Below are 21,375 nucleotides of genomic sequence, written 5' to 3'. Positions count from 1 at the left end.
AAAACTCCTTGCGGAAAAGGGAAGAGGGACGGAGGTGCGATCAGGCTTCGTCGCGCCAGCGGCGCACGTAGATCGCGGCGACGATGAAGGCCACGCCGACCGCGGCGCCGATCCAGATGTCGGGGTCGCGGAACAGCACCCAGCTGTCGCCGAGATGGATCGCATTGACCAGATCCTGCGGACCGCTGATGTGGGTCTCGGCCACCTGCTCGTTCAGCACCGGGCCCCAGCTGCCGGGCAGCACGCTGAGCAGGCCGCGGTAGACCACGGTGTACCAGATCAGGTTGTGGTTGACGTTGAGCATCGGCAGGATGCCCATCATGCTGGCCATCACGCAGCCCAGGATCGGGATCAGCACCGCCCACAGGAACGGCTTGCTGCGCGCCCAGGCCGAGCACAGCATCAGCCAGCCGATCGCCGGCAGCGACCACATCACCTGCACTGGCAGCGCGGCCAGGACCATGCCGATGATGCGCAGCGGGTGCGATTCGGTGAAGACCGCGGTGCTCTGCGGGATGCCGTTGACCGACAGGGTCAGGGCGGTGACCACCCACAGCGCCAGGCCGATCAGCAGGCCGATGCCGATCGCCAGCAGCGGCGCCAGCAGCAGCGCCCAGGCGGCCTTGGACAGCACGGTGCCGGTGTCCGACAGCGGCAGCGACTTCCAGAACAGCACGCTGCGGTCGCGGCGGTCGTCGTACAGCGCGCCCAGCGCGTAGAAGAACACCACGAAGCCGACCACGATGCAGGCCAGGATCACGCCGGCGAGCATGGTGCCGTCGCCGACCGCGCCGATGATCTGGTGGGCGTTGTTGACCTGGCCTTCCCATTGCACATCGTTCAGATGCACGCCGCCGCCATGGTTGCGGCCGGCGATGCTGCCGATGATCGACAGCACCGTGTACAGGGTGGCGACGATGCCGCCGGTGATGACCGGGGCCCACAGGAAACCGCCGCGGTGTTCCCAGAACTCGCGCTTGAGCAGCCACGTGAACGTGGACACGGGAGAGATCGATTTGGCGGGAGCGTTCATGCGTAGGTGCCCTTCATGATGGCGACGAACAGGTCGGCCAGGCCGGGGGTGCGGGTTTCGCCGAGTGCGGCCAGTTGCGCCTGCGGCACGCCGTCGTACAGGAATACCGACTTGCCGAACGGCAGGCCGCGTTCGTCGATCGGCTGCAGCGCGCGCGCCGCCTCGATGCGCTCGGCCGGCACCAGCAGTTCGGTGTAGCGGGTGGCCATGTGCTCCATGTCGGCGCTGAGCACGATGCGGCCGTCGCGGATGAACAGCACGTCGGTGAGGATGTGCTCGATCTCCTCCACCTGGTGGGTGGTGATGATGATGGTCTTCTGTTCGTCGAAGTAGTCTTCCAGCAGGCGCTGGTAGAACTCCTTGCGGTACAGGATGTCCAGGCCCAGGGTCGGTTCGTCCAGCACCAGCAGGCGCGCGTCGATCGCCATCACCAGGGCCAGGTGCAACTGCACGATCATGCCCTTGGACATCTCGCGCACCCGCAGCTTGGGCGAGAGCTTGGTGTTGGCCAGGAAGCGCTCGCACTTGGCGCGATCGAAGCGCGGATGCACGCCGGCGACGAAGTCGATCGCCTCGCTCACCCGCATCCAGCGCGGCAGCACCGCCACGTCGGCGATGAAGCACACTTCGTTCATCAGCGCGTCGCGTTGCTTGCGCGGGTCCATGCCCAGCACGCGCAGTTCGCCTTCCACGGCGGTCAGGCCCAGCACCGCCTTCAGCGCGGTGGTCTTGCCGGCGCCGTTGGGGCCGATCAGGCCGACGATGCGGCCCGGCGCGATGGCGAAGGACGCATCGGCCAGCGCCGGCTTGTTGTTGTAGGTCTTGCGCAACCCCTGCGCGTAGACGACGGATTCGGATGCGGCGACAGCGGCAGTCATGGCGTTTTCCCCGGTGGCAACAAGTCTTGCAGTGTCAGGCCCAGGCGCTGGATGCGTTCCAGCACCAGAGGCCACTCTTCGTTGAGGAAGCGCTCGCGCTCGCTGCCGCGCAGCTTCTGCGCCGCTTCCTCGGTCATGAACATGCCCAGCCCGCGGCGCTTCTCGACCAGGGCCTCGTCGGCCAGTTCCTGGTAGGCGCGCGAGACGGTGATCGGGTTGAGCTGGTACTCGGCGGCCACCTGGCGCACCGAGGGCAGGGCATCGCCGGGCTTGAGGATGCCGTCGAGCATCATCGCGATGACGCGCTCCTTCAGCTGGCGGTAGATCGGAGCGCCGTCGCTCCATTGGATATCGCTCATGGTCAGCTCCGTGGGCGCAGGGTGCGCGCGAAGGAGAAATAAGGCACGGACAGCGAAGCCCGCAGACGCCGCACCGCCGGGACGGTAGAAGGTGCGGCGCCGGCGGCGCTGTCGTCGTGCGGCGTGCTGGCGCCATAATCCAGCGGCCGTCCCTGGTGGCGTTGGGCGCCGATCCAGCTCGCGAAGAGCAGGGTGCCGACGATGACCAGGGCCGGAAGACTGCGCTGGAGGCGTTTGAGATTCATCGTGGGACCTGCTCTGGGTGAGTGGTGTTGTATTTAACTATAACACCGTTACACGGCATGTCAACACGCTGTGGACCCAACTTCCGACCTGGTCGCGTGCCACTTCCTTCTCCTTCTCGACGGTGCCCCATGAAACTTCCCAAGCGTCTGTTTTTCCTCGCGATCCTGGCTGCTGTCGGCACCGTCGGCAGTGCCTGGGCCGGCTCCCTGCTGGACCGGGACTACCGTCCGCTGGCCGGCAAGGAGAAGGTGAACCTGAACAAGGCCTACGGCGGCAAGGTGCTGCTGGTGGTCAACACCGCCAGCAAGTGCGGCTACACCCCGCAGTACGACGGCCTGGAGAAGCTGCAGCAGCAGTACGCGGCGCAGGGCTTCAGCGTGCTCGGCTTCCCGTCCAACGACTTCAAGGGCCAGGAGCCCGGATCGGAGAAGCAGATCCAGGAATTCTGCACGCTCACCTACGGGGTGAAGTTCCCGATGTTCGAGAAGGTGCACGTGATCGGCGACGAGGCGACGCCGCTGTACAAGCAACTGACCCAGGCCACCGGCGTGGCGCCGGGCTGGAATTTCCACAAGTATTTGATCGCGCGCGATGGGCGCGTGGTCGCGCAATTCCCGAGCAAGGTCACGCCCGACGATCCGGCCTTGCGCAGTGCCATCGAACGCGAACTGAAAGCGCAGCCGGCGTCGCACTGAAAGCGGGTCAACATCTCGGCCGCGCATGCGACAATGCCGGCCTCTGTCTGCGCCAGCTCGGCGCGTCCAGTTCACAGTTCACTTCCAGGGAAAGTAGCGAATGAAGATGGGAATGCGCGGCGCCGTGGCGTCGCTGGTGGTGGGGATGGCGATGGTCGCCGGTCACGCGTCCGCGCAGGCGCCGGCTGCCGGCGGCACGGCGACGACGCTGAGCACCGAGAAGCAGAAGGTCAGCTACGCGATCGGCATGGATGTGGCGCGTTCGTTCGAGCCCATCGCCCAGGACATCGACGTGGACGCGATGCAGCGCGCGATCGAGAACGCCTTCAAGCAGGGCAAGCCGCTGCTGTCCGATGAGCAGACCCAGGCCACCGACACCGCGCTGCGCACGCAACTGGCCGCGCGCAACGGCCAGCCGGTGCCGGGCATGGCGCCGGGCGCGCAGCCGCCGCCGGTGTCCAAGGAGAACGTGGGCCTGATGCTGGGCGACCGTGCGGTCGGTCCGTCGCTGGCGCGGATCCAGAACGACATCGATCTGCCGACGCTGATGGGCGCGGTGCGCACGGTGTTCGCCAAGGGCCAGACCGCGATGACCCAGGAGCAGGCGATGGCCACGCTGCAGGCCTTCGGTGCGTCCAAGCAGGCCGCGGTGGCGACCAAGAACAAGCAGGAAGGCAATGCCTTCCTGGCGCAGAACAAGAACCAGAAGGGCGTGATCACCACCCCGTCCGGCCTGCAGTACATGGTGCTGCGCGAAGGCAGCGGCGCGCGGCCCACGTCCAGCAGCAAGGTGCGGGTGAACTACGAGGGCAAGCTGCTCGACGGCACCGTCTTCGACAGCTCCTACAAGAATGGCCAGCCGGCCGAGTTCGCGCTGAACCAGGTCGTGCCGGGCTGGAGCGAGGGCGTGGCGCTGATGCCGGTGGGGTCCAAGTACCGCTTCTGGATTCCGTCCAATCTGGGCTACGGCCCGCAGGGAATGCCGGGCAGCCCGATCGGCCCGGATGCGATGTTGACCTTCGACGTGGAACTTTTGAACATCCTTCAATAACCGAAAGGAGATTACATGCGCGTAGCGATATTCGGCACCGGCTATGTCGGGCTCGTCACCGGAACCTGTCTGGCCGAAGTCGGCCACCATGTGGTGTGCGTAGACATCGACCAAGCCAAGGTGGATGGGCTCAACAAGGGCGTGGTCCCGATTTACGAGCCTGGCCTCTCGCCGATGGTCAAGGCCAATCACGCCGCACGGAGGCTGTTCTTCACCACCGATGCGGCCAGCGCCATCGCGCATGGGGATATCGTGTTCATCGCCGTCGGCACGCCGCCGGACGAGGACGGTAGCGCAGATCTGCAGTACGTCCTGGCGGTGGCCCGCACCATCGGCCAGCACATCCAGGGGCCGACCATCGTGGTCAACAAGTCGACGGTGCCGGTGGGCACCGCCGACAAGGTGCGCGCGGCGATCGCCGCCGAGCTGGAAGCGCGCGGCGAGGCGATCGAGTTCGACGTGGTCTCCAACCCGGAGTTCCTGAAGGAAGGCGATGCGGTCGCCGATTGCATGCGCCCGGACCGCATCGTCATCGGCAGCAGCAAGCCCGGCTCGGCCGCGCGCCTGCGTCGCCTGTACGCGCCGTTCAACCGCAACCACGACCGCATCGTGGAGATGGACGTGCGCTCGGCCGAACTGACCAAGTACGCGGCCAACGCGATGCTGGCGACCAAGATCAGTTTCATGAACGAGATCGCCAACATCGCCGAGCGGGTCGGTGCCGACGTGGAGAAGGTGCGCCAGGGCATCGGCTCGGATCCGCGCATCGGCTGGCACTTCATCTACCCGGGTGCCGGCTACGGCGGCTCGTGCTTCCCCAAGGACGTGCAGGCGCTGGCGCGCACTGCGCAGCAGTACGGCCATGCGCCGAGGCTGCTGGACGCGGTGGAAGCGGTCAACGAGGCGCAGAAGGGCCATCTGTACGAACTGATCCAGCGCCACTACGGTGCGGCGCAGTCGCTGAAGGGCAAGACCTTCGCGGTGTGGGGCCTGGCCTTCAAGCCCAACACCGACGACATGCGTGCCGCCTCCAGCCGCCGTCTGCTGGCGCAACTGTGGGAGGCGGGCGCGACGGTGCGCGCCTACGATCCGGAGGCGACCGAGGAGGCCAAGCGCATCTTCGGCGAGCGCGCCGACCTGCATTTCTGCGACGATGCCTTCGACGCGCTGGAAGGCGCCGATGCGCTGGCGGTGGTCACCGAGTGGAAGCAGTTCCGCAGCCCCGACTTCACCCGCATGAAGGAGCTGATCGGCGATGCGGTGGTGTTCGACGGCCGCAATCTCTACGATCCGCAGGAAATCGAGAGCTTCGGCCTGGCGTACTACGGCATCGGCCGCGGACGTTCGATCCATGCAGCATGATTTTTCCACCCAGGATCGGTTGCTGGAAAACCGCCTGATCGAGCTGGAAACGCGCCTCTCCTTCCAGGAGCAGGCGCTGTCGGAAATGAGCGATGCCCTGGCCGAAGCGCGTATCGAAAGCCAGCGCAACGCCGAGTTGCTGCGTCACCTGCTCGAAGATCTGGGCAAGGTGCGCAGCACGCTCTACGCCGATCCGGCCGACGAACCGCCGCCGCCGCATTACTGATCCCCCGAACCGACCGATGCCGTCCCGATGAGCGATACCCTCCGCGAGCAGTTGCTGGGCCTGGGCTTCAAGCCCGCGCCGAAACCCGAACGCAAAGCCCCGCCTGCCGCGCCGCGGCCGCAGGGACGGCCGGGCCAGCGCCCGGCACCGGCCGGGGCGCGCGGCGAGCGCGCTCCCGGCGGTGCGCCCAACGCCGGCAAGCCCGGCGGCGGGCGCGGCCGTCCGCATGGCAATGGCCCTGGCCAGGGCAAGCCGCAGGGCGCGGGCGGGCAGCCGGGGCGGCCGCCGCGCAGCCGCGAGGACATCGACCTGGCCAAGGCCTATGCGATCCGCGCCCAGCGCGAGAAGGACGAGCGCATCGAGGCCGAGCGGCAGAAGCAGGAAGAGGCGCGCCTGCGCCGCGAGGCGCGGGCCAAGCTCGACGAACTGCTCAAGGGCCAGGCGCTGAACCGCGCCGAGGCCGACATCGCCCGCCATTTCCCCTATGGCGGCAAGATCAAGCGCATCTACGTCACCGCCGACCAGCTCAAGGCGCTCAACGCCGGCGAGTTGGGCGTGCTGCAGCAGAACGGCCGCTACCTGCTGGTGACCGCGGCGCTGCTGGACCAGGCCGAAGCGATCTTCCCGGCGGCGGTGGCGCTGCGGGTCGATCCGAACGCGACGGCAGAAGAAGACCCCTACGCCGATCCCAAGTACCAGATCCCCGACGACCTGGTCTGGTAAACGTGGCGCTGCCAGGGACGGGCACGCTGGCCGCCGCGCGCGGCCACACGCCGCCGCACGCGCAGGCCGGCGGCGGCTATCTGCCGTACGTGGACGGGCTGCGCGCGATCGCGGTGCTGGCGGTGATCGCCTACCACCTCGATCCGGCATGGCTGCCGGGCGGGTTCACCGGCGTGGACATGTTCTTCGTGATCTCCGGCTTCGTGGTCAGCGCGTCGTTGCAGCGCCTGCCGGCGGCCGGACAGCTGGGTGTGTTCGCGCAGTTCTATGCGCGGCGCCTGCGCCGCATCGCGCCGGCCCTGGTGGTGTGCCTGCTGGTCACGGCCCTGGCCAGCGGCCTGTTCATTCCCGAGTCCTGGCTCAGTGAGACCAGCGCCAAAACCGGACGCATGGCCTTCGTCGGCCTCAGCAACTGGGTGCTGGCCGCGACCGGCAACGATTACTTCTCGCCCAAGGCCGAATTCAATCCGTACACGCATACCTGGTCGCTGGGCGTGGAGGAGCAGTTCTATCTGCTGTTCCCGCTGCTGTTCCTGGCCTGGAACCGTGGCGGCCGCGGCCGGGTGTGGTCGACGCTGCTGGTGGCGCTGGCCTCGGCCGCCTCGCTGGCGTTCGCCTGGCGGCATAGCCGCGACGCCGGCGATGCGGCGGCCGCGTTCTACCTGACCACCGCACGTTTCTGGCAACTGGGCAGCGGCGTGCTGCTGTACCAGGTGCTGGCGCTGCGCGGACGCTTCGAGGCCGGGACGCAGGCGCCGCCGCCGGGCGCCTGGAGCTGGCGTTCGCCGTTGCTGGCGATGGCGCTGGCGGCGGTGGTGGTCGGCCTGTGGTGCGCGCGTCCCGGCCATTCGCCGTGGCCGGATGGACTGTGGCCGGTGCTGGGCACACTCGGCCTGCTGGCGCTGCTGCATGGCGCCCCGGCCGGCTGGACCCGGCGCGCGCTGGCGCACCGCGTCCCGGTGGCGATCGGCCGCGTGTCGTACTCGCTGTATCTGTGGCACTGGCCGGTGTTCGTGCTGTTCCGCTGGACCGTCGGTCTGGAATCGGCGCCGACCAGGGCCGCGGCGCTGCTGCTGGTCACCCTGCTGGCGCTGGCTTCGTACCGCTGGGTGGAGCTGCCGTGGCGGCATGGCCGCATCGGCCGCGCGCGTACGCCGGCGCGGACCATCGTCGCCGGGCTGGGCCTGGTGCTGCTCGCCGGCGGCACCCATGCGCTGCTGCAGAACGCCCAGCGCTACTACGGGCTGAGCACGGTCAGCCGGCATCCGCTGGACTGGTACGCCTATGCCAAGGGCCTGCGTCGGGAGTTTCCGCAGTGCGCGCTGCAGACCCGCCAGGTGCCGGTGCAGGTGGGCAGCGCCAAGCTGTTCGAGCGTGGCGCCTGCACGCTGCACCAACGCGGTGGCGGCCAGGTGTTCGTGGCCGGCGACTCGCATGCGCTGGCCTACAACGAACTGCTGCGGCGTTTCGCGTTGCAGAGCGGGATGCCGGTGCGGCTTTACGGTGTCGGCGGTTGCCCGATCGTCGGCCTGCAGGCCTGGCAGGCCAGCAATCCCGGCTGCCAGGCCTATGAACGCAGCACCCTGGCCGACGTCGCCGCGCACGCGCGCGACGGCGATGTGCTGTTTCTGCCCGCCCTGCGCGTGCTGCGCCTGGCCGATCAGGACCGCCTGTTCGACGAGACCGCGGCGATGGCCGAGCAGGAGGGGGCCGAGGCGCAGGCCGCGCGCAGCGCTGGCGAAGCGGCTGCGGTCGCGCTGCTGCAGCCGCTGGCGCAGCGCGGCGTGCGCATCGTCTTCGAAGCGCCCAAGCCGGTGCTGCGTGCGCCGCCGTATCGCTGTTCGGACGGGTTCAACCGCGGCAATCCGATCTGCGCGCGCGGCATCCCGATCCCACGCGCGACCATGGAGCGTTACCGTGCGCCGGTCCTGCAGAGCCTGCAGCGCATCGCCGCGCAGCTGCCGCATGCCTCGGTGTGGGATCCGTTGCCGCTGCTGTGCGACGCGCAGCACTGCAGTGGCAGCCGCGACGGGCGCCCGCTGTTCTTCGATGCCGATCACCTCAGCGGCTACGGCAACCGGGTGCTGCTGCCGGGCTTCACATCGCACATCGCGGCGATCCAGGCACACTCGCCGCCGGCGCCTTGAGGCGCAGCCCTCCGCTCCCGCATCGCAAGGAGTTCGCGCATGCCTGTTCTGCCTTTTCTCGCGCCGCAGCGATCGCGGGCGGTGCCGTCGTCCGTCGCCACCCGCCATGGCCGCCGGCCGCAGTTGCGCCGCCGCGGCGATGTGCTGCTGCGCGGGGCGCTGCTGCTGGCCGCCACTAGCGGCATTGCCGGCGTGGCCTGCGCCGAGGACGCGCCGGCGTTCGACCGGCCCGGTATCGGCTTCGCCCCGACCACCCTGCAGCGTGGCCAGCTGGCCTGGGAGCAGGCGTTCTTCGATGGCAGCTATGACCGCGACGGCGACGTGCGCAGCACCGAGTACGTCGCTAACAGCCGGCTGCGGTTCGGCCTGAGCGCGCGCACCGAGTTGCAACTGGCGATCGACAGCCAGGTGTGGCAGCGCGTGCGTGGCGGCGGGCAGGACCAGCGCGGGCACAGTGGTGGCGACGCCAGCATCGGCTTGAAGCAGGCGTTGCCCAGCGCCAGCGACCGCGTCAGCTGGGCCTTGCTCGGCAGCGCCAGCCTGCCGGTCGGGCGCGCGCCGTATGGCGATGCCGGCCACCGCTACGACCTGGGCGTGAGCGCCGGCTGGGATCTGCCCGAAGGGCGCAGCCTGGCGCTGTACGGCAATGTCAGCGACAGCGAGGACGGCTCCGGCTGGAGCGTCTCGCCGAGCTACACCTTCTACGCGGGCGACACGCTGAGCGCCTACGTCGAGGCCGGCATCGGCGGCGGCGAGGACGAGATGCGCGCGCTCGGCAGCGGCGTCACCTGGCTGTTCGCCAACCGCGTGCAACTGGATCTGTCGGTGCTGCGCGGCCTGTCGTCGCAGACCCCGGACTGGCAGGGCGGCCTCGGCATTTCGGTATTGCTGCGCTGAGGTCCATGGTGCGGTGATGGCGTGAATCGCGCCTCCGCGCAACCAAGGGCCTGGCACGGTTTCACCCAGGCGCCTTGGATGTCGGGACAGGCATGCGTGAGTGAGTCCCTGCCTGCAAGGAGTTTCAATCCACACGCCGGTGAGGACGTGACGAGGGAATGCTATTAGAACGGGTGCCGTTTATCGTCGTTTCAATCCGCGCGCCCGCGAGGGCGCGACCGACACCTGGTACTTGTCATAGCTGTCCCGCACGGGGTTTCAATCCACGCGCCCGTGAGGGCGCGACGCAGGATGCTGCAGCATCCGCTAGTGCATGCGCTGTTTCAATCCACGCGCCCGTGAGGGCGCGACACTGGTAAAGGCCGGAGCCGTGCACCGGATGGACGTTTCAATCCACGCGCCCGTGAGGGCGCGACCAACCCAGACCTCATCCGTCGGCGTGAGGAACGAGTTTCAATCCACGCGCCCGTGAGGGCGCGACAATCGCGGATGCGTGGCCTGCGTGGCGCCGTTAGGGTTTCAATCCACGCGCCCGTGAGGGCGCGACCGCACCTCCTCACGCACCACCGAGGAGAAGTCCCCGTTTCAATCCACGCGCCCGTGAGAGCGCGACGACAGCAGCGTGCATGCGGTGCTGAGTGCAACTCGGTTTCAATCCACGCGCCCGTGAGAGCGCGACACTCGACGCGGCGAAGGGCGAAGTCGACATCCTGGTTTCAATCCACGCGCCCGTGAGAGCGCGACAGCCCTCAGCATAACTGCCGGCCGGGACTAAGGAAAAAGTGCCGATTTCGCGAAACAGGCGTGCGGCGACGTGCAGGGGGCGGGGCTGTCTTGCCCGGTTTCATGGTGCCAAGGCATTTCACTTTTTCGATCAAGTGCTTATCGGGATTCGCGAACCGGCCGGTAAAACACCGGGCGCTTCCGGTTCGCGCCGACGGCGCACGTCCTTGCTCCGCCATCCGAACCCGGTGTGCCGATCAGAGCCAGGCGCTCAGTCGCTGACGGCGCGCCCGTCGTTGGGCGGCAGCACCTCGGGCACGTGCGTGTCGTATTGGTGCAGCACTTCCGCGAAACCATGGCGCGGTTGCCAGCCCAGCGCGTCCAGCGCCCGTTGCGGCGAATAGACGCGGTCGATCCGCTCCGGCAGTGCCCAGCCGCGTTGCGCGAACGCCGCCACCAGCACCGGCGCGCGGCGGTGCAGGACCGTTGGTGCCGCGGTGTGCAGCTCGGCGCAATCCTCGCGCAGGAACGGCGTGGCCCCGGAAATCACGAACGTCGCGCTCGCCGGCCCGGCATGCCGCAAAGCCGCGGCATGCGCCTCGGCGACGTCGCGCGCGTCGATGCCGCGATGCAGGCGGAATGCCGCCATCACGTTGACCGGTTCCGGGAAGCAGCGCGACATGCGCAGGATGCGCACGCTCGGCCCGCCCTGGTCGGCCGCTTCGCGCAGCAGCGCCTCGGCCTCCAGCTTGGTGTGGTGGTAGATGGTGTGCGGCTGCGGCGTCAGCGTCTCGTCGACCCAGCCGGCGCTGCCGTCGGGAGTGGCGGCGTCGCCATACAGCGCGGTGGTGCTGGTGAACACGATGCGGCGCACGCCGGCCGCCGCCGCGGCATCCAGGACGCGGCGCGTGCCGTCGACATTGACCTGGCGGAAGCGCGCCGCCGGCACATGCGCAACGTGCGGGGCATGCAGCGCGGCGGTGTGGATCACGGCGTCCACGCCCTGCAGTGCGCGTGTCAGCAGTGCGGCATCGTCGAGGTCGCCGACCCAGTCGGCGGTGGAGCAGGGCGTCCGGTCGAAGCCGCTGACGCGGTACTCACGCGCGAGCCGGATATGGATCGCGCGGCCGACCCGGCCGGCACTGCCGGTGACCACGATCTTCAGCGGGGACGGAGTGGACATGGGCATCGGCGATGGACTCGAAGGCACGCGGGGCGACACAGGCGCTATGGGGCACGCCTGCGGGCGGCGTGGGCTCACTCCGGATCGTAGTCCAGGTTCGAGGCCAGCCAGCGTTCGGCCTGTTGCAGCGAGACGCCCTTGCGCCGGGCGTAGTCGGCGAGCTGGTCCTTGCCCAGCCGGCCGACCACGAAGTACTGGCTCTGCGGGTGGCTGAAGTAGTAGCCGGATACCGCCGCGGTCGGCAGCATCGCGAAGCTCTCGGTCAGCGACATGCCGGCGTTGCGACCGGCATCGAGCAGGGCGAACAGGGTCTGCTTCTCGCTGTGGTCGGGGCAGGCCGGATAGCCGGGCGCGGGACGGATGCCGCGATAGCGCTCGGCGATCAGCGCCTCGTTGTCCAGCGCCTCGTCGTCGGCGTAACCCCAGAACTCGGTGCGCACGCGCTGGTGCAGGCGCTCGGCCAGCGCCTCGGCCAGGCGGTCGGCCAGGGCCTTGAGCAGGATCGCGTTGTAGTCGTCGTGCGCCGCCTCGAAGCGCGCCACGTGCGGTTCGATGCCGATGCCGGCGGTCACCGCGAACGCACCGATCCAGTCCTGCCTGCCGCTGTCGCGCGGCGCGATGAAGTCGGCCAGGCAGAAGTCCGGGCGCTCGGCGGGCTTGTCGACCTGTTGGCGCAGGAAGTGCAGGAGGTGCCGGGATTCAGGATTCGGGAGTGGGGAGTCGCTCTGCGTGTGCGAATCCCCAATCCCGATTCCCGACTCCCGCTGGTCCGCCAGGACCACCTCCACATCATCCCCCACCGACTGCGCCGGCCACAGCCCGAACACGGCCTTGGCGGTCAGCCATTTCTCCGCGACGATCCGCTGCAGCATCGCCCGTGCGTCCTGGTACAGCTCGCTGGCCTGCTGGCCGACGATCTCGTCGGTGAGGATCGCCGGGAACTTGCCGGCCAGTTCCCAGGCCTGGAAGAACGGGGTCCAGTCGATCAGCGGGACCAGGTCGTCCAGCGGGTAGTCCTCGAACACGTGCAGGCCGGGCTGCCTGGGCGCCGGTGGGGTGTAGGCGTCCCAGCCGCCGTCGAAGCGCTGCCCGCGCGCGTGCGCGAGCGAGACCAGGCGCTTGGCGTCGCCGCGGTTCTTGTGGCGCTGGCGGATCTCGGCGTAGTCGGCGTCGTTGGCGGCGACGAAGGCCGCGCGCAGTTCGCGCGAGATCAGCGATTGCGCCACACCCACCGCGCGCGAGGCGTCCTTGACCCAGACCGTCGGCGCCGCGTAGTGCGGGTCGATCTTCAGCGCGGTGTGTGCGCGTGAGGTGGTGGCGCCGCCGATCAGCAGCGGCATCGAGAAGCCCTGCCGCTGCATCTCGCGGGCGACGTGGGTCATCTCTTCCAGCGACGGGGTGATCAGCCCCGACAGGCCGATGATGTCGGCGTTCTCGGCGCGGGCGCGATCGAGGATGGTCTGGGTCGGCACCATCACCCCCAGGTCGATCACGTCGAAGTTGTTGCAGGCCAGGACCACGCCGACGATGTTCTTGCCGATGTCGTGCACGTCGCCCTTGACCGTGGCCATGACGATCTTGCCGTTGGACTTGCCGGTGTCGCCGCTGCGCAGCTTCTCCGCCTCGATGTAGGGCAGCAGGTAGGCCACGGCCTTCTTCATCACCCGCGCCGATTTCACCACCTGCGGCAGGAACATCTTGCCGGCGCCGAACAGGTCGCCGACCACGTTCATGCCGTCCATCAGCGGGCCTTCGATCACGTCCAGCGGCCGCGCGGCCTGCTGCCGCGCCTCCTCGGTATCGACCTCGACGAACTCGTCGATGCCGTGCACCAGCGCGTGGCTCAACCGCTCGCGCACGGTCTTCTCACGCCACGCCAGCTTTTCCCGGTTCCCGATTCCCGAATCCCGATTCCCCGCTTTCTTGTAGCGTTCGGCGATTTCCAGCAGGCGTTCGGTGGCATCGCGGCGGCGGTTGAGGATCACGTCCTCCACGCGCTCGCGCAGTTCCGGGTCCAACTCGTCGTAGATCGGCATGCCGCCGGCGTTGACGATGCCCATGTCCATGCCGGCGGCGATGGCGTGGTACAGGAACACCGAATGGATCGCCTGGCGCACGGTCTCGTTGCCGCGGAACGAGAACGACACGTTGGAGACGCCGCCGGAGACGTGGCAGTGCGGCAGGGTGCGCTTGATCTCGCGGGTCGCCTCGATGAAGTCGACCGCGTAGTTGTCGTGTTCCTCGATGCCGGTGGCCACGGCGAAGATGTTCGGATCGAAGATGATGTCTTCCGGCGGGAAGCCGACCTGCTCGGTGAGGATGCGGTAGGCGCGGGTGCAGATCTCCACCTTGCGTGCGCAGGTGTCGGCCTGGCCGACCTCGTCGAAGGCCATCACCACCGCCGCGGCGCCGTAGCGCAGCACCTTGCGCGCGTGCTCGACGAACGGCACTTCGCCTTCCTTGAGCGAGATCGAGTTGACCACGCTCTTGCCCTGCAGGCACTTCAGCCCGGCCTCGATCACGCTCCACTTGGAGGAGTCGACCATCACCGGGATGCGAGCGATGTCCGGCTCGGACATGATCAGGTTGAGAAAGCGCACCATCGCCTTCTCCGAGTCGATCAGTCCCTCGTCCATGTTGACGTCGAGGATCTGCGCGCCGTTGGCGACCTGCTGGCGCGCCACCTCCACCGCTTCCTCGTAGCGCTCTTCCTTGATCAGCTTGCGGAACTGCGCGCTGCCGGTGACGTTGGTGCGCTCGCCGACATTGACGAACAGCAGGTCCGGGGTCAGCAGCAACGGCTCCAGGCCGGACAGGCGGGTGTGGCGGGCGGAGGACATGGTCAGCGTTCCGGAAACGGGGAGGTGCCGGCGCACGCGCAGGCGCCAGCGTGCCCGCGCAGGACTGCGCGGTCGGGGGCGGCGGGCGTGCGCGCGGCGGACATCAGGCGGCCTGCGCCGGCGCCGCCAGCGGCACGCGCGGCGGCAGCCCGCGCACCGCCTCGGCGATGGCGCGGATGTGCGCCGGGGTGGTGCCGCAGCAGCCGCCGACCAGGTTCAGCAGCCCGGACTCGGCGAACTCGCGCAGGGTCGCCGCCATTTCCTCGGGGGTCTCGTCGTACTCGCCGAAGGCGTTGGGCAGGCCGGCGTTGGGATGCGCGCTGACGTAGCCGTCGGCGATGCGTGCCAGGGTCTCCACATGCGGCCGCAGGTCCTTGGCGCCGAGCGCGCAGTTCAGCCCGACCGAGAGCGGCCGCCCGTGCGCGACCGAGGCATAGAACGCTTCGGCGGTCTGCCCGGACAGAGTGCGGCCGGAGGCATCGGTGATGGTGCCGGAGATCATCACCGGCAGGCGCCCGCCGCGCGCGTCGAACACCTCCTCGATCGCGTACAGCGCGGCCTTGGCGTTGAGCGTGTCGAAGATGGTCTCCACCATCAGCGTGTCGGCGCCGCCGTCGATCAGGCCGTCGATCGCCTCGCGGTAGGTGGCGCGCAGCTCGTCGAAGCTGGTGTTGCGGAAGCCGGGGTCGTTGACGTCCGGGCTGATCGAGGCGGTGCGGCTGGTCGGGCCGAGCACGCCGATCACGAACCGCGGCCTGTCCGGCGTCAGCGCTTCGACCGCGTCGCAGCAGGCACGCGCGACCTGCGCGCCGGCCTTGTTGAGTTCGTAGACCAGGTGTTCCAGGTGGTAGTCGGCCTGGCTGATCGACGTCGCGTTGAAGGTATTGGTCTCGAGCAGGTCGGCGCCGGCATCGAGATAGGCACGGTGGATCTCGGCGATCACCTCCGGCCGGGTCAGCAGCAACAGGTCGTTGTTGCCCTTCAGATCGTGGCCCTGCGGCGCGTGGTCGCAGCCGGGGCCGTGCACGTGCACGGCCTGCGCGTCGTAGCCCTCGGCGAAGCGCTCGCCGCGATAGTCGGCCTCCTGCAGCCCATGGCGCTGGATCATCGTGCCCATCGCCCCGTCGATGATCAGGATGCGCTCGGACAGGGCCTGCAGCAGCGCTTCGGCGCGCTGGGGGTGCAGCCAGTTGGAGGCCGGGATTGGGGATTGGGGATTGGGGATTGGTGGAGAAGCGCTGGTCATGCGTCGGCTCCTGCTTTGGCTTTTGCCTTATCAAATCCCGAATCCCCACTCCCCAATCCCGGCTTCCCAGCAATCAACGAAATCACTTCGAAGTGCGGCGGGCGCTTCTCGCGGGTCACGGTTTCCAGGCTGGAGACCTCGAGCCCGGCCTTGCCGACGAACTTGCGCAATTCCTTGGCCGAAAAGCCGAGGTTGACGTGGCCGTAGGCCTGCACCGCGGCCTTGTGTTCGTGGCGCGCCAGGCTGCACAGCAGCAGGCGGCCGCCCGGGCGCAGCACCCGCGCCGATTCGCAGACCGCCTGCGCCGGCTTGGTCGCATAGGTCAGGGCGTGCATCATCACCACCAGGTCGAAGCTGGCATCGGCGAAGGGCAGGGCATGCATGTCGCCCTCGCGCACTTCCACATTCCCGAGCCGGCGCAGGCGCTCGCTGGCCGCGGCCACCACCCGCGCGCTGGTGTCGATGCAGACGTAGCGGCGTGCGTGCGGCGCCACCAGTTCGGCCAGCACGCCATCGCCGGAGGCGATGTCGAGCACGTCGCCGGTCTCCAGCAGCGGCAGGGCGGTGCGTGCCAGCGCTTCCCAGGTGCGGCCGGGCGAATAGTGGCGCTCCATGTCGCCGGCCACCGAGTCGGCCCAGTTCTGGTCGGCGGCGCGGTTGGCCAGCACCGCGGCCACGCGCTCGGCGTCCTGGCGCAGCAGCGGGTCGTCGCTGCCGGTGCTCAGCGCCAGCCACAGCGCACGCTGGGCCGGGTCCAGCAGGGTCTCGTCGAAGCGATAATAGGCCGACACGCCGGCGCGGCGGTCGCGCACCAGCCCGGCCTCCTTGAGCTTGGCCAGGTGGGTCGAGACCCGCGGCTGCGCCAGGCGGGTGATGGCCGACAACTCGGCCACGGTCAGTTCTTCCTGTTCCAGCAGTGCCAGCAGGCGCACGCGGGTGGCGTCGGCGAAGACCTTCAGCCGGGACGACCAGTCCTCTAGATCCATAAATATCTTCCTATCGCGATATAGAGATATTTTGGTCCGCGCGGCGGTTCCGGTCAAGTTGCACACGCCGGCGTATGGTCGGCACGGCTACAATGGCCGGACCAATATGCCCGGGAGGGGTTCGACGTGGATTTCAGCTTTACCGAAGAGCAATTGATGATCCAGGACGTGGCGCGGCGCATCGCCCAGGAGCGCATCGCCCCCAGCGCCGAGCACCACGACCGTGCCGGCGAATTCCCGCTGGAGAACATCCGCCTGCTGGGCGAGAACGGGCTGATGGGCATCGAGGTGCCGGAAGAATACGGCGGCGCCGGCATGGACCCGATCGCCTATGTGCTGGCGATGGTCGAGATCGCCGCCGGCGATGCGGCGCATTCGACCATCATGTCGGTCAACAACTCGCTGTTCTGCGCCGGCATCCTCAAGAACGGCAACGAGGAGCAGAAGCAGAAATACGTGCGCGCCATCGCCGAGGGCCGCGAGATCGGCGCCTTCGCGCTGACCGAGCCGCAGTCCGGCTCCGACGCCACCGCGATGCGGTGCCGCGCGGTGCGCCAGGACGACGGCAGCTTCGTCATCAACGGCAAGAAGAGCTGGATCACCTCCGGCCCGGTCGCCAAGTACATCGTGCTGTTCGCGATGAGCGAGCCGGAGCAGGGCGCGCGCGGCATCACCGCCTTCGTCGTCGACACCGACAAGCCCGGCTTCCACCGCGGCAAGACCGAGCCCAAGCTGGGCATCCGCGCCTCGGCCACCTGCGAGATCGAGTTCCAGGACTACGTGGCCAGCGCCGACGAGGTGCTGGGCACGCCGGGCGAAGGCTTCAAGATCGCGATGAGCGTGCTCGACGCCGGCCGCATCGGCATCGCCTCGCAGGCGATCGGCCTGGCCCGCGCCGCCTACGAGGCCACCCTGGAGTACGTGAAGGAGCGCAAGGCGTTCGGTTCGCCGATCGGCGCGTTCCAGATGACCCAGGCCAAGATCGCGGACATGAAGTGCAAGCTGGACGCGGCGCTGCTGCTGACCTTGCGCGCGGCCTGGCTGAAGGGGCAGGGCCAGCGCTTCACCACCGAAGCCTCGGTGGCCAAGCTGACCGCCTCCGAGGCAGCGATGTGGATCACCCACCAGGCGGTGCAGATCCACGGCGGCATGGGCTATTCCAAGGAGATGCCGCTGGAGCGCTACTTCCGCGATGCGAAGATCACCGAGATCTACGAGGGCACCAGTGAGATCCAGCGCCTGGTGATCGCGCGCAACGAGACGGGGTTGCGGTGAGGCCGGGAGTGGGGATTCGGGAGTCGGGATTCGCCGGTTCCCGAATCGGTTGAGGATTCAGGAGAAGCGGCCGCAAGGCCGCTTTTTCTTTTTGTGGAAAAGGGATGCGTGGCGTCGGGCTGCAATGCGTCGGGACTGAAGTCCCTCCCACAAGGGTTCTCCAGGCTTGCGCTGCCTGTTGAAGGAGTTCGTTCGGCTTCCTGCCAGTATTCCCCCAAACAAAAAGCGGCCTTGCGGCCGCTTTTTGTCTATTTCTACAGAGAGGCATCAGGACCGGGAGTGGGACTCGACTGACGAATCCCCACTCCCGAATCCCCACTCCCCGCCGCTCAGCGATCCGGCTGATGCCGCGCCAGGCCGGCTTCCTGCATCTGCGTGAACTCCTTCGACGGCTCGTCCAGCTTGTCGCCGAGCATGCGCCGCACCATCACGAAGAACAGCGGGATGAACAGCACGCCCAGCACGGTGGCGAACAGCATGCCGCCGATCACGCCGGTACCGATGGCGTGGCGGGCGTTGGCGCCGGCACCGGTGGAGATCGCCATCGGCAGCACGCCGAGGATGAAGGCGAACGAGGTCATCAGGATCGGGCGGAAGCGCAGGTGCGCCGCCTCGGCCGCGGCCTCGCGCAGGGTCTTGCCCATCGCCCGCTGCTCCACCGCGAACTCGACGATCAGGATCGCGTTCTTGGCGGCCAGGCCGATCACCGTGATCAGGCCGATCTTGAAGTAGATGTCGTTCGGCAGGCCACGCAGCAGCGAGAAGGCCACCGCGCCGAGCACGCCGATCGGCACCACCAGCAGCACCGACACCGGGATCGACCAGCTTTCGTACAGCGCCGCCAGGCACAGGAACACCACCACGATCGACAGCACCAGCAGCAGCGTGGCGGTGTTGCCGGCGATGATTTCCTGGTACGACATGCCGCTCCAGTCGAAGCCGAAGCCCGGCGGCAGGTCGTTGTTGACGATGTCCTCCATCGCGCTCATCGCCTGGCCGGAACTGCCGCCCGGCGCCGGGTTGCCGACGATGTTGATCGCCGAGTAGCCGTTGTAGCGGCTCAGCGACGGCGAGCTGTAGATCCAGTCCGAGCTCACCACGGTGCTCAGCGGGATCATCTGCGGCAGGCCGCTGCTATCGGAGGCGGTGCTGCTGGGCACGTAGAAGTTGCGCAGCGACTCCGGACCGGTGCGGAACGGCGCGTCGGCCTGCATGTTGACGCGCTTGATGCGGCCTTCGTAGAAGAAGTCGTTGACGTACACCGGCGCCAGCATCAGCTGGATCGACTGGTAGATGTCGTTGACCGACAGGCCCATCGACTGCGCCTGCACGCGGTCCACCTTCAACTGCAGCTGCGGCGAGTTCTCCAGGCCGTTCGGACGCACGCCGGCCAGGGTGTCCTGGCGCTGCGCGGCCTTGCCGAGCACGATGTTGCGTGCCTGCAGCAGGGCTTCCTCGCCCTGGCCGCTGCGGTCCTGCAGCCACATGTCGAAGCCGCCGAACTGGCCCAGGCCGTTCACCGTGGGCAGGTTGACCACGAAGATCTGCGCGTCCTTGATGCCGTAGAACATCCCGTTCAACTGCTGGATCAGGTCACCGGCGGCGATGTCGCGCTCGTCCCAGGGCTTGAGCCGGATGAAGCCCATGCCCACGTTCTCGCCGCGGCCCAGGAAGCTGAAGCCGGCCACCTGCAGCATGCCTTCGACCGCCTTCTGCTGCTGCAGCACGCCGCGCATCTGCGCGAACACCTCGTTGGTGCGGGTCTTGGTCGCACCCGGCGGCAACTGCACGATCGCCAGCGCGAAGCCCTGGTCCTCTTCCGGCAGGAAGCTGCCCGGCATGCGCGTGAACAGGAAGCCGCACAGCACCACCAGCAGGGCGAACACCGCCATCCAGCGCGGCGCGCGGCGGATGGTGTTGCCCACCGCGCCGACGTAGCGGTGCGCCAGCTTGTCGTAGTACTTGTTGAAGGTGCGGTAGACCCAGTTCGGGTTGTCGTTGTGGGTGGGCTTGAGGAACGCCGCACACAGCGCAGGGGTGAAGCTCAGCGCCAGGAAGGCGGAGAACGCCATCGACATGGCGATGGTGATCGCGAACTGCTTGTAGATCGCGCCGGCCGCGCCGGGCTGCATCGCCGACGGAATGAACACCGCCGCCAGCACCACGGTGATGGCCACCACCGCGCCGGTGATCTGGGTCATCGCCTTGTGCGTGGCCGCCTTCGGCGCCAGGTGCTCCTCGGACATGATGCGTTCGACGTTCTCGATCACCACGATCGCGTCGTCGACCACGATGCCGATCGCCAGCACCATCGCGAACAGGGTCAGCTGGTTGATGGTGAAGCCGATCGCCCACATGCCCAGGAAGGTGCCCAGCAGCGCCACCGGGATGACCAGGGTGGGGATGATGGTGGCGCGGAAGTTCTGCAGGAACACCAGCATCACCAGGAACACCAGCACGATCGCCTCGGCCAGGGTCTTGACCACTTCCTCGATCGAGATCTTGACGAAGGTGGTGCTCTCGTAAGGCGTGAACCAGGTGACGCCCTGCGGGAAGCTGGGCTGCAGCTCGTCCATCTTGGCCTTGACCGCCTCGGACACGCTCAGCGCATTGGCGCCCGGCAGCAGCTGGATGGCGAAGGCGCCGGTCGGCTTGCCGTTGTACTGGGTATCGAAGCCGAAGTTGGTCGGGCCGAACGCGACCCGGGCCACGTCCTTCAGCCGCACCACGGTGCCGTTGCCGTCGGCGCGAAGGATGATGTTCTCGAACTGCTCGGGCGAGGTGAAGCGGCCCTCGGCGCTGACCGTGGCGGTGAACGACTGGCCCTGCGGCGCCGGATCCGAACCGAGCGAACCGGCGGCGAACTGCACGTTCTGCGCGCGGATCGCGTTGTACACGTCGGTGGCGGACATGTGGTAACCCTGCAGCTTCTCCGGGTTCAACCAGATGTCCATGGCGTACTCGGCACCGAACTGCTGGGTGCTGCCGACGCCGGGCACGCGCGAGATCTGTTCCAGCACGCGCGACCCGACGATGTCGTTGAGCGCGTCGCGGTCGATCGACGGGTTGTCCGAACGCAGCGCGATCACGCTCAGGAAGCCGGCGTTGGCCTTGGCCACCACCACGCCCTGCGCGGTCACTTCCGAGGGCAGGCGCGGGGTCGCCAGCGACACCTTGTTCTGCACCTGCACCTGGGCGATGTCCGGGTCGGTGCCGGTCTCGAAGGTCAGGGTGATGGTGGCGCTGCCGCTGGAGGACGACGACGAGCTGAAGTACAGCAAGTGGTCGATGCCGGTCAGCTGCTGCTCGATCACCTGGGTGACCGAGCGTTCGGTGGTGCTGGCGCTGGCGCCGGGATAGGTGGCGGTGACGGTGACCTGGGGTGGGGCGATCGAGGGATACGACTCGACGCCGAGATTGAGGATGGCGATCACGCCGCTGAGCGAGATCAGGATCGCCACCACCCAGGCGAAGACCGGGTGTTCGATGAAGAACTTAGGCATGG

At 68.1% G+C, this 21,375-nt stretch carries 17 protein-coding genes and 1 CRISPR repeat array; of the genes, 8 read left to right on the top strand and 9 right to left on the bottom strand.

Annotated elements, in window-relative coordinates; all coding sequences use genetic code 11:
* Nucleotides 1-40: 40 nt before the first annotated feature.
* From PIQ37_RS00920 to PIQ37_RS00905, 4 genes are read right to left on the bottom strand one after another with little or no spacing between them, the layout of a single operon-like run.
* Entirely contained in the window at nt 41-1,033 is a 993-nt protein-coding gene (locus tag PIQ37_RS00920) for an ABC transporter permease (protein ID WP_342072006.1), read from the bottom strand.
* Nucleotides 1,030-1,911, bottom strand: coding sequence for an ABC transporter ATP-binding protein (locus PIQ37_RS00915; protein WP_017908107.1), 882 nt, complete (start codon nt 1,909-1,911; stop codon nt 1,030-1,032). The genes PIQ37_RS00920 and PIQ37_RS00915 overlap by 4 nt, the downstream gene beginning before the upstream one ends.
* Nucleotides 1,908-2,270 (bottom strand): GntR family transcriptional regulator, encoded by a 363-nt coding sequence (locus PIQ37_RS00910; RefSeq protein ID WP_017908106.1) that lies wholly within the window; start codon nt 2,268-2,270, stop codon nt 1,908-1,910. Before PIQ37_RS00910 ends, PIQ37_RS00915 begins: the two co-directional genes overlap by 4 nt.
* 2 nt (nt 2,271-2,272) lie before the next feature.
* Nucleotides 2,273-2,515, bottom strand: a complete 243-nt coding sequence (locus PIQ37_RS00905; RefSeq protein WP_342072005.1) for a hypothetical protein — start codon at nt 2,513-2,515, stop codon at nt 2,273-2,275.
* A gap of 129 nt (nt 2,516-2,644) precedes the next feature.
* Here PIQ37_RS00905 and PIQ37_RS00900 point away from each other — a divergent pair, with 129 nt between their 5' ends.
* The 7 genes from PIQ37_RS00900 (at nt 2,645) to PIQ37_RS00870 (ending at nt 9,617) form a co-directional block, all read left to right on the top strand.
* Nucleotides 2,645-3,211, top strand: a complete 567-nt coding sequence (locus PIQ37_RS00900) for a glutathione peroxidase (RefSeq protein WP_342072004.1) — start codon at nt 2,645-2,647, stop codon at nt 3,209-3,211.
* 100 nt (nt 3,212-3,311) lie between these two features.
* Nucleotides 3,312-4,262: an FKBP-type peptidyl-prolyl cis-trans isomerase gene (locus tag PIQ37_RS00895; RefSeq protein WP_152237280.1), complete on the top strand. Its 951-nt coding sequence runs from the start codon at nt 3,312-3,314 to the stop codon at nt 4,260-4,262.
* A 15-nt stretch (nt 4,263-4,277) separates the two neighbouring features.
* Nucleotides 4,278-5,624, top strand: coding sequence for a UDP-glucose dehydrogenase family protein (locus tag PIQ37_RS00890; RefSeq protein WP_342072003.1), 1,347 nt, complete (start codon nt 4,278-4,280; stop codon nt 5,622-5,624).
* Nucleotides 5,614-5,850 (top strand): SlyX family protein, encoded by a 237-nt coding sequence (locus PIQ37_RS00885; protein ID WP_017908102.1) that lies wholly within the window; start codon nt 5,614-5,616, stop codon nt 5,848-5,850. Before PIQ37_RS00890 ends, PIQ37_RS00885 begins: the two co-directional genes overlap by 11 nt.
* A 27-nt stretch (nt 5,851-5,877) precedes the next feature.
* Nucleotides 5,878-6,573, top strand: a complete 696-nt coding sequence (locus PIQ37_RS00880) for a DUF2058 domain-containing protein (RefSeq protein WP_342072002.1) — start codon at nt 5,878-5,880, stop codon at nt 6,571-6,573.
* 2 nt (nt 6,574-6,575) lie between these two features.
* Complete coding sequence (locus PIQ37_RS00875) at nt 6,576-8,720, top strand: acyltransferase family protein (protein ID WP_342072001.1); 2,145 nt, start codon at nt 6,576-6,578, stop codon at nt 8,718-8,720.
* A gap of 39 nt (nt 8,721-8,759) precedes the next feature.
* Entirely contained in the window at nt 8,760-9,617 is an 858-nt protein-coding gene (locus PIQ37_RS00870) for a transporter (protein WP_342072000.1), read from the top strand.
* Nucleotides 9,618-9,738: 121 nt separating this feature from the next.
* A CRISPR array of direct repeats spans nt 9,739-10,361; the repeat unit is 31 nt; unit sequence GTTTCAATCCACGCGCCCGTGAGGGCGCGAC.
* Between the two features lie 250 nt (nt 10,362-10,611).
* On the opposite strand, the gene PIQ37_RS00865 is transcribed toward PIQ37_RS00870, so the two are convergent.
* From PIQ37_RS00865 to PIQ37_RS00850, 4 genes are all read right to left on the bottom strand, one after another.
* On the bottom strand, nt 10,612-11,523 hold the full coding sequence (locus PIQ37_RS00865; RefSeq protein WP_342071999.1) for an NAD-dependent epimerase/dehydratase family protein: 912 nt from the start codon (nt 11,521-11,523) through the stop codon (nt 10,612-10,614).
* 74 nt (nt 11,524-11,597) lie between these two features.
* Entirely contained in the window at nt 11,598-14,363 is a 2,766-nt protein-coding gene (gene metH / locus PIQ37_RS00860; RefSeq protein WP_342071998.1) for a methionine synthase, read from the bottom strand.
* A 103-nt stretch (nt 14,364-14,466) separates the two neighbouring features.
* Nucleotides 14,467-15,609: a homocysteine S-methyltransferase family protein gene (locus tag PIQ37_RS00855; RefSeq protein WP_342071997.1), complete on the bottom strand. Its 1,143-nt coding sequence runs from the start codon at nt 15,607-15,609 to the stop codon at nt 14,467-14,469.
* On the bottom strand, nt 15,606-16,595 hold the full coding sequence (locus PIQ37_RS00850; protein WP_342071996.1) for an ArsR/SmtB family transcription factor: 990 nt from the start codon (nt 16,593-16,595) through the stop codon (nt 15,606-15,608). Before PIQ37_RS00850 ends, PIQ37_RS00855 begins: the two co-directional genes overlap by 4 nt.
* A gap of 126 nt (nt 16,596-16,721) precedes the next feature.
* On the opposite strand from PIQ37_RS00850, the gene PIQ37_RS00845 reads away from it, so the two are divergent.
* Complete coding sequence (locus PIQ37_RS00845; RefSeq protein ID WP_267094252.1) at nt 16,722-17,870, top strand: acyl-CoA dehydrogenase family protein; 1,149 nt, start codon at nt 16,722-16,724, stop codon at nt 17,868-17,870.
* 329 nt (nt 17,871-18,199) lie between these two features.
* On the opposite strand, the gene PIQ37_RS00840 is transcribed toward PIQ37_RS00845, so the two are convergent.
* Nucleotides 18,200-21,373 carry a multidrug efflux RND transporter permease subunit gene (locus PIQ37_RS00840; protein WP_342071995.1) on the bottom strand — a complete coding sequence of 1,058 codons (3,174 nt, stop codon included), beginning with the start codon at nt 21,371-21,373 and terminating at the stop codon, nt 18,200-18,202.
* Nucleotides 21,374-21,375 lie beyond the last annotated feature (2 nt).

The sequence above is a fragment of the Xanthomonas protegens genome (genome assembly GCF_038442435.1).
Lineage (GTDB): Bacteria > Pseudomonadota > Gammaproteobacteria > Xanthomonadales > Xanthomonadaceae > Xanthomonas_A > Xanthomonas_A sontii.
This window is presented reverse-complemented; position numbering and strand designations above follow the sequence as displayed.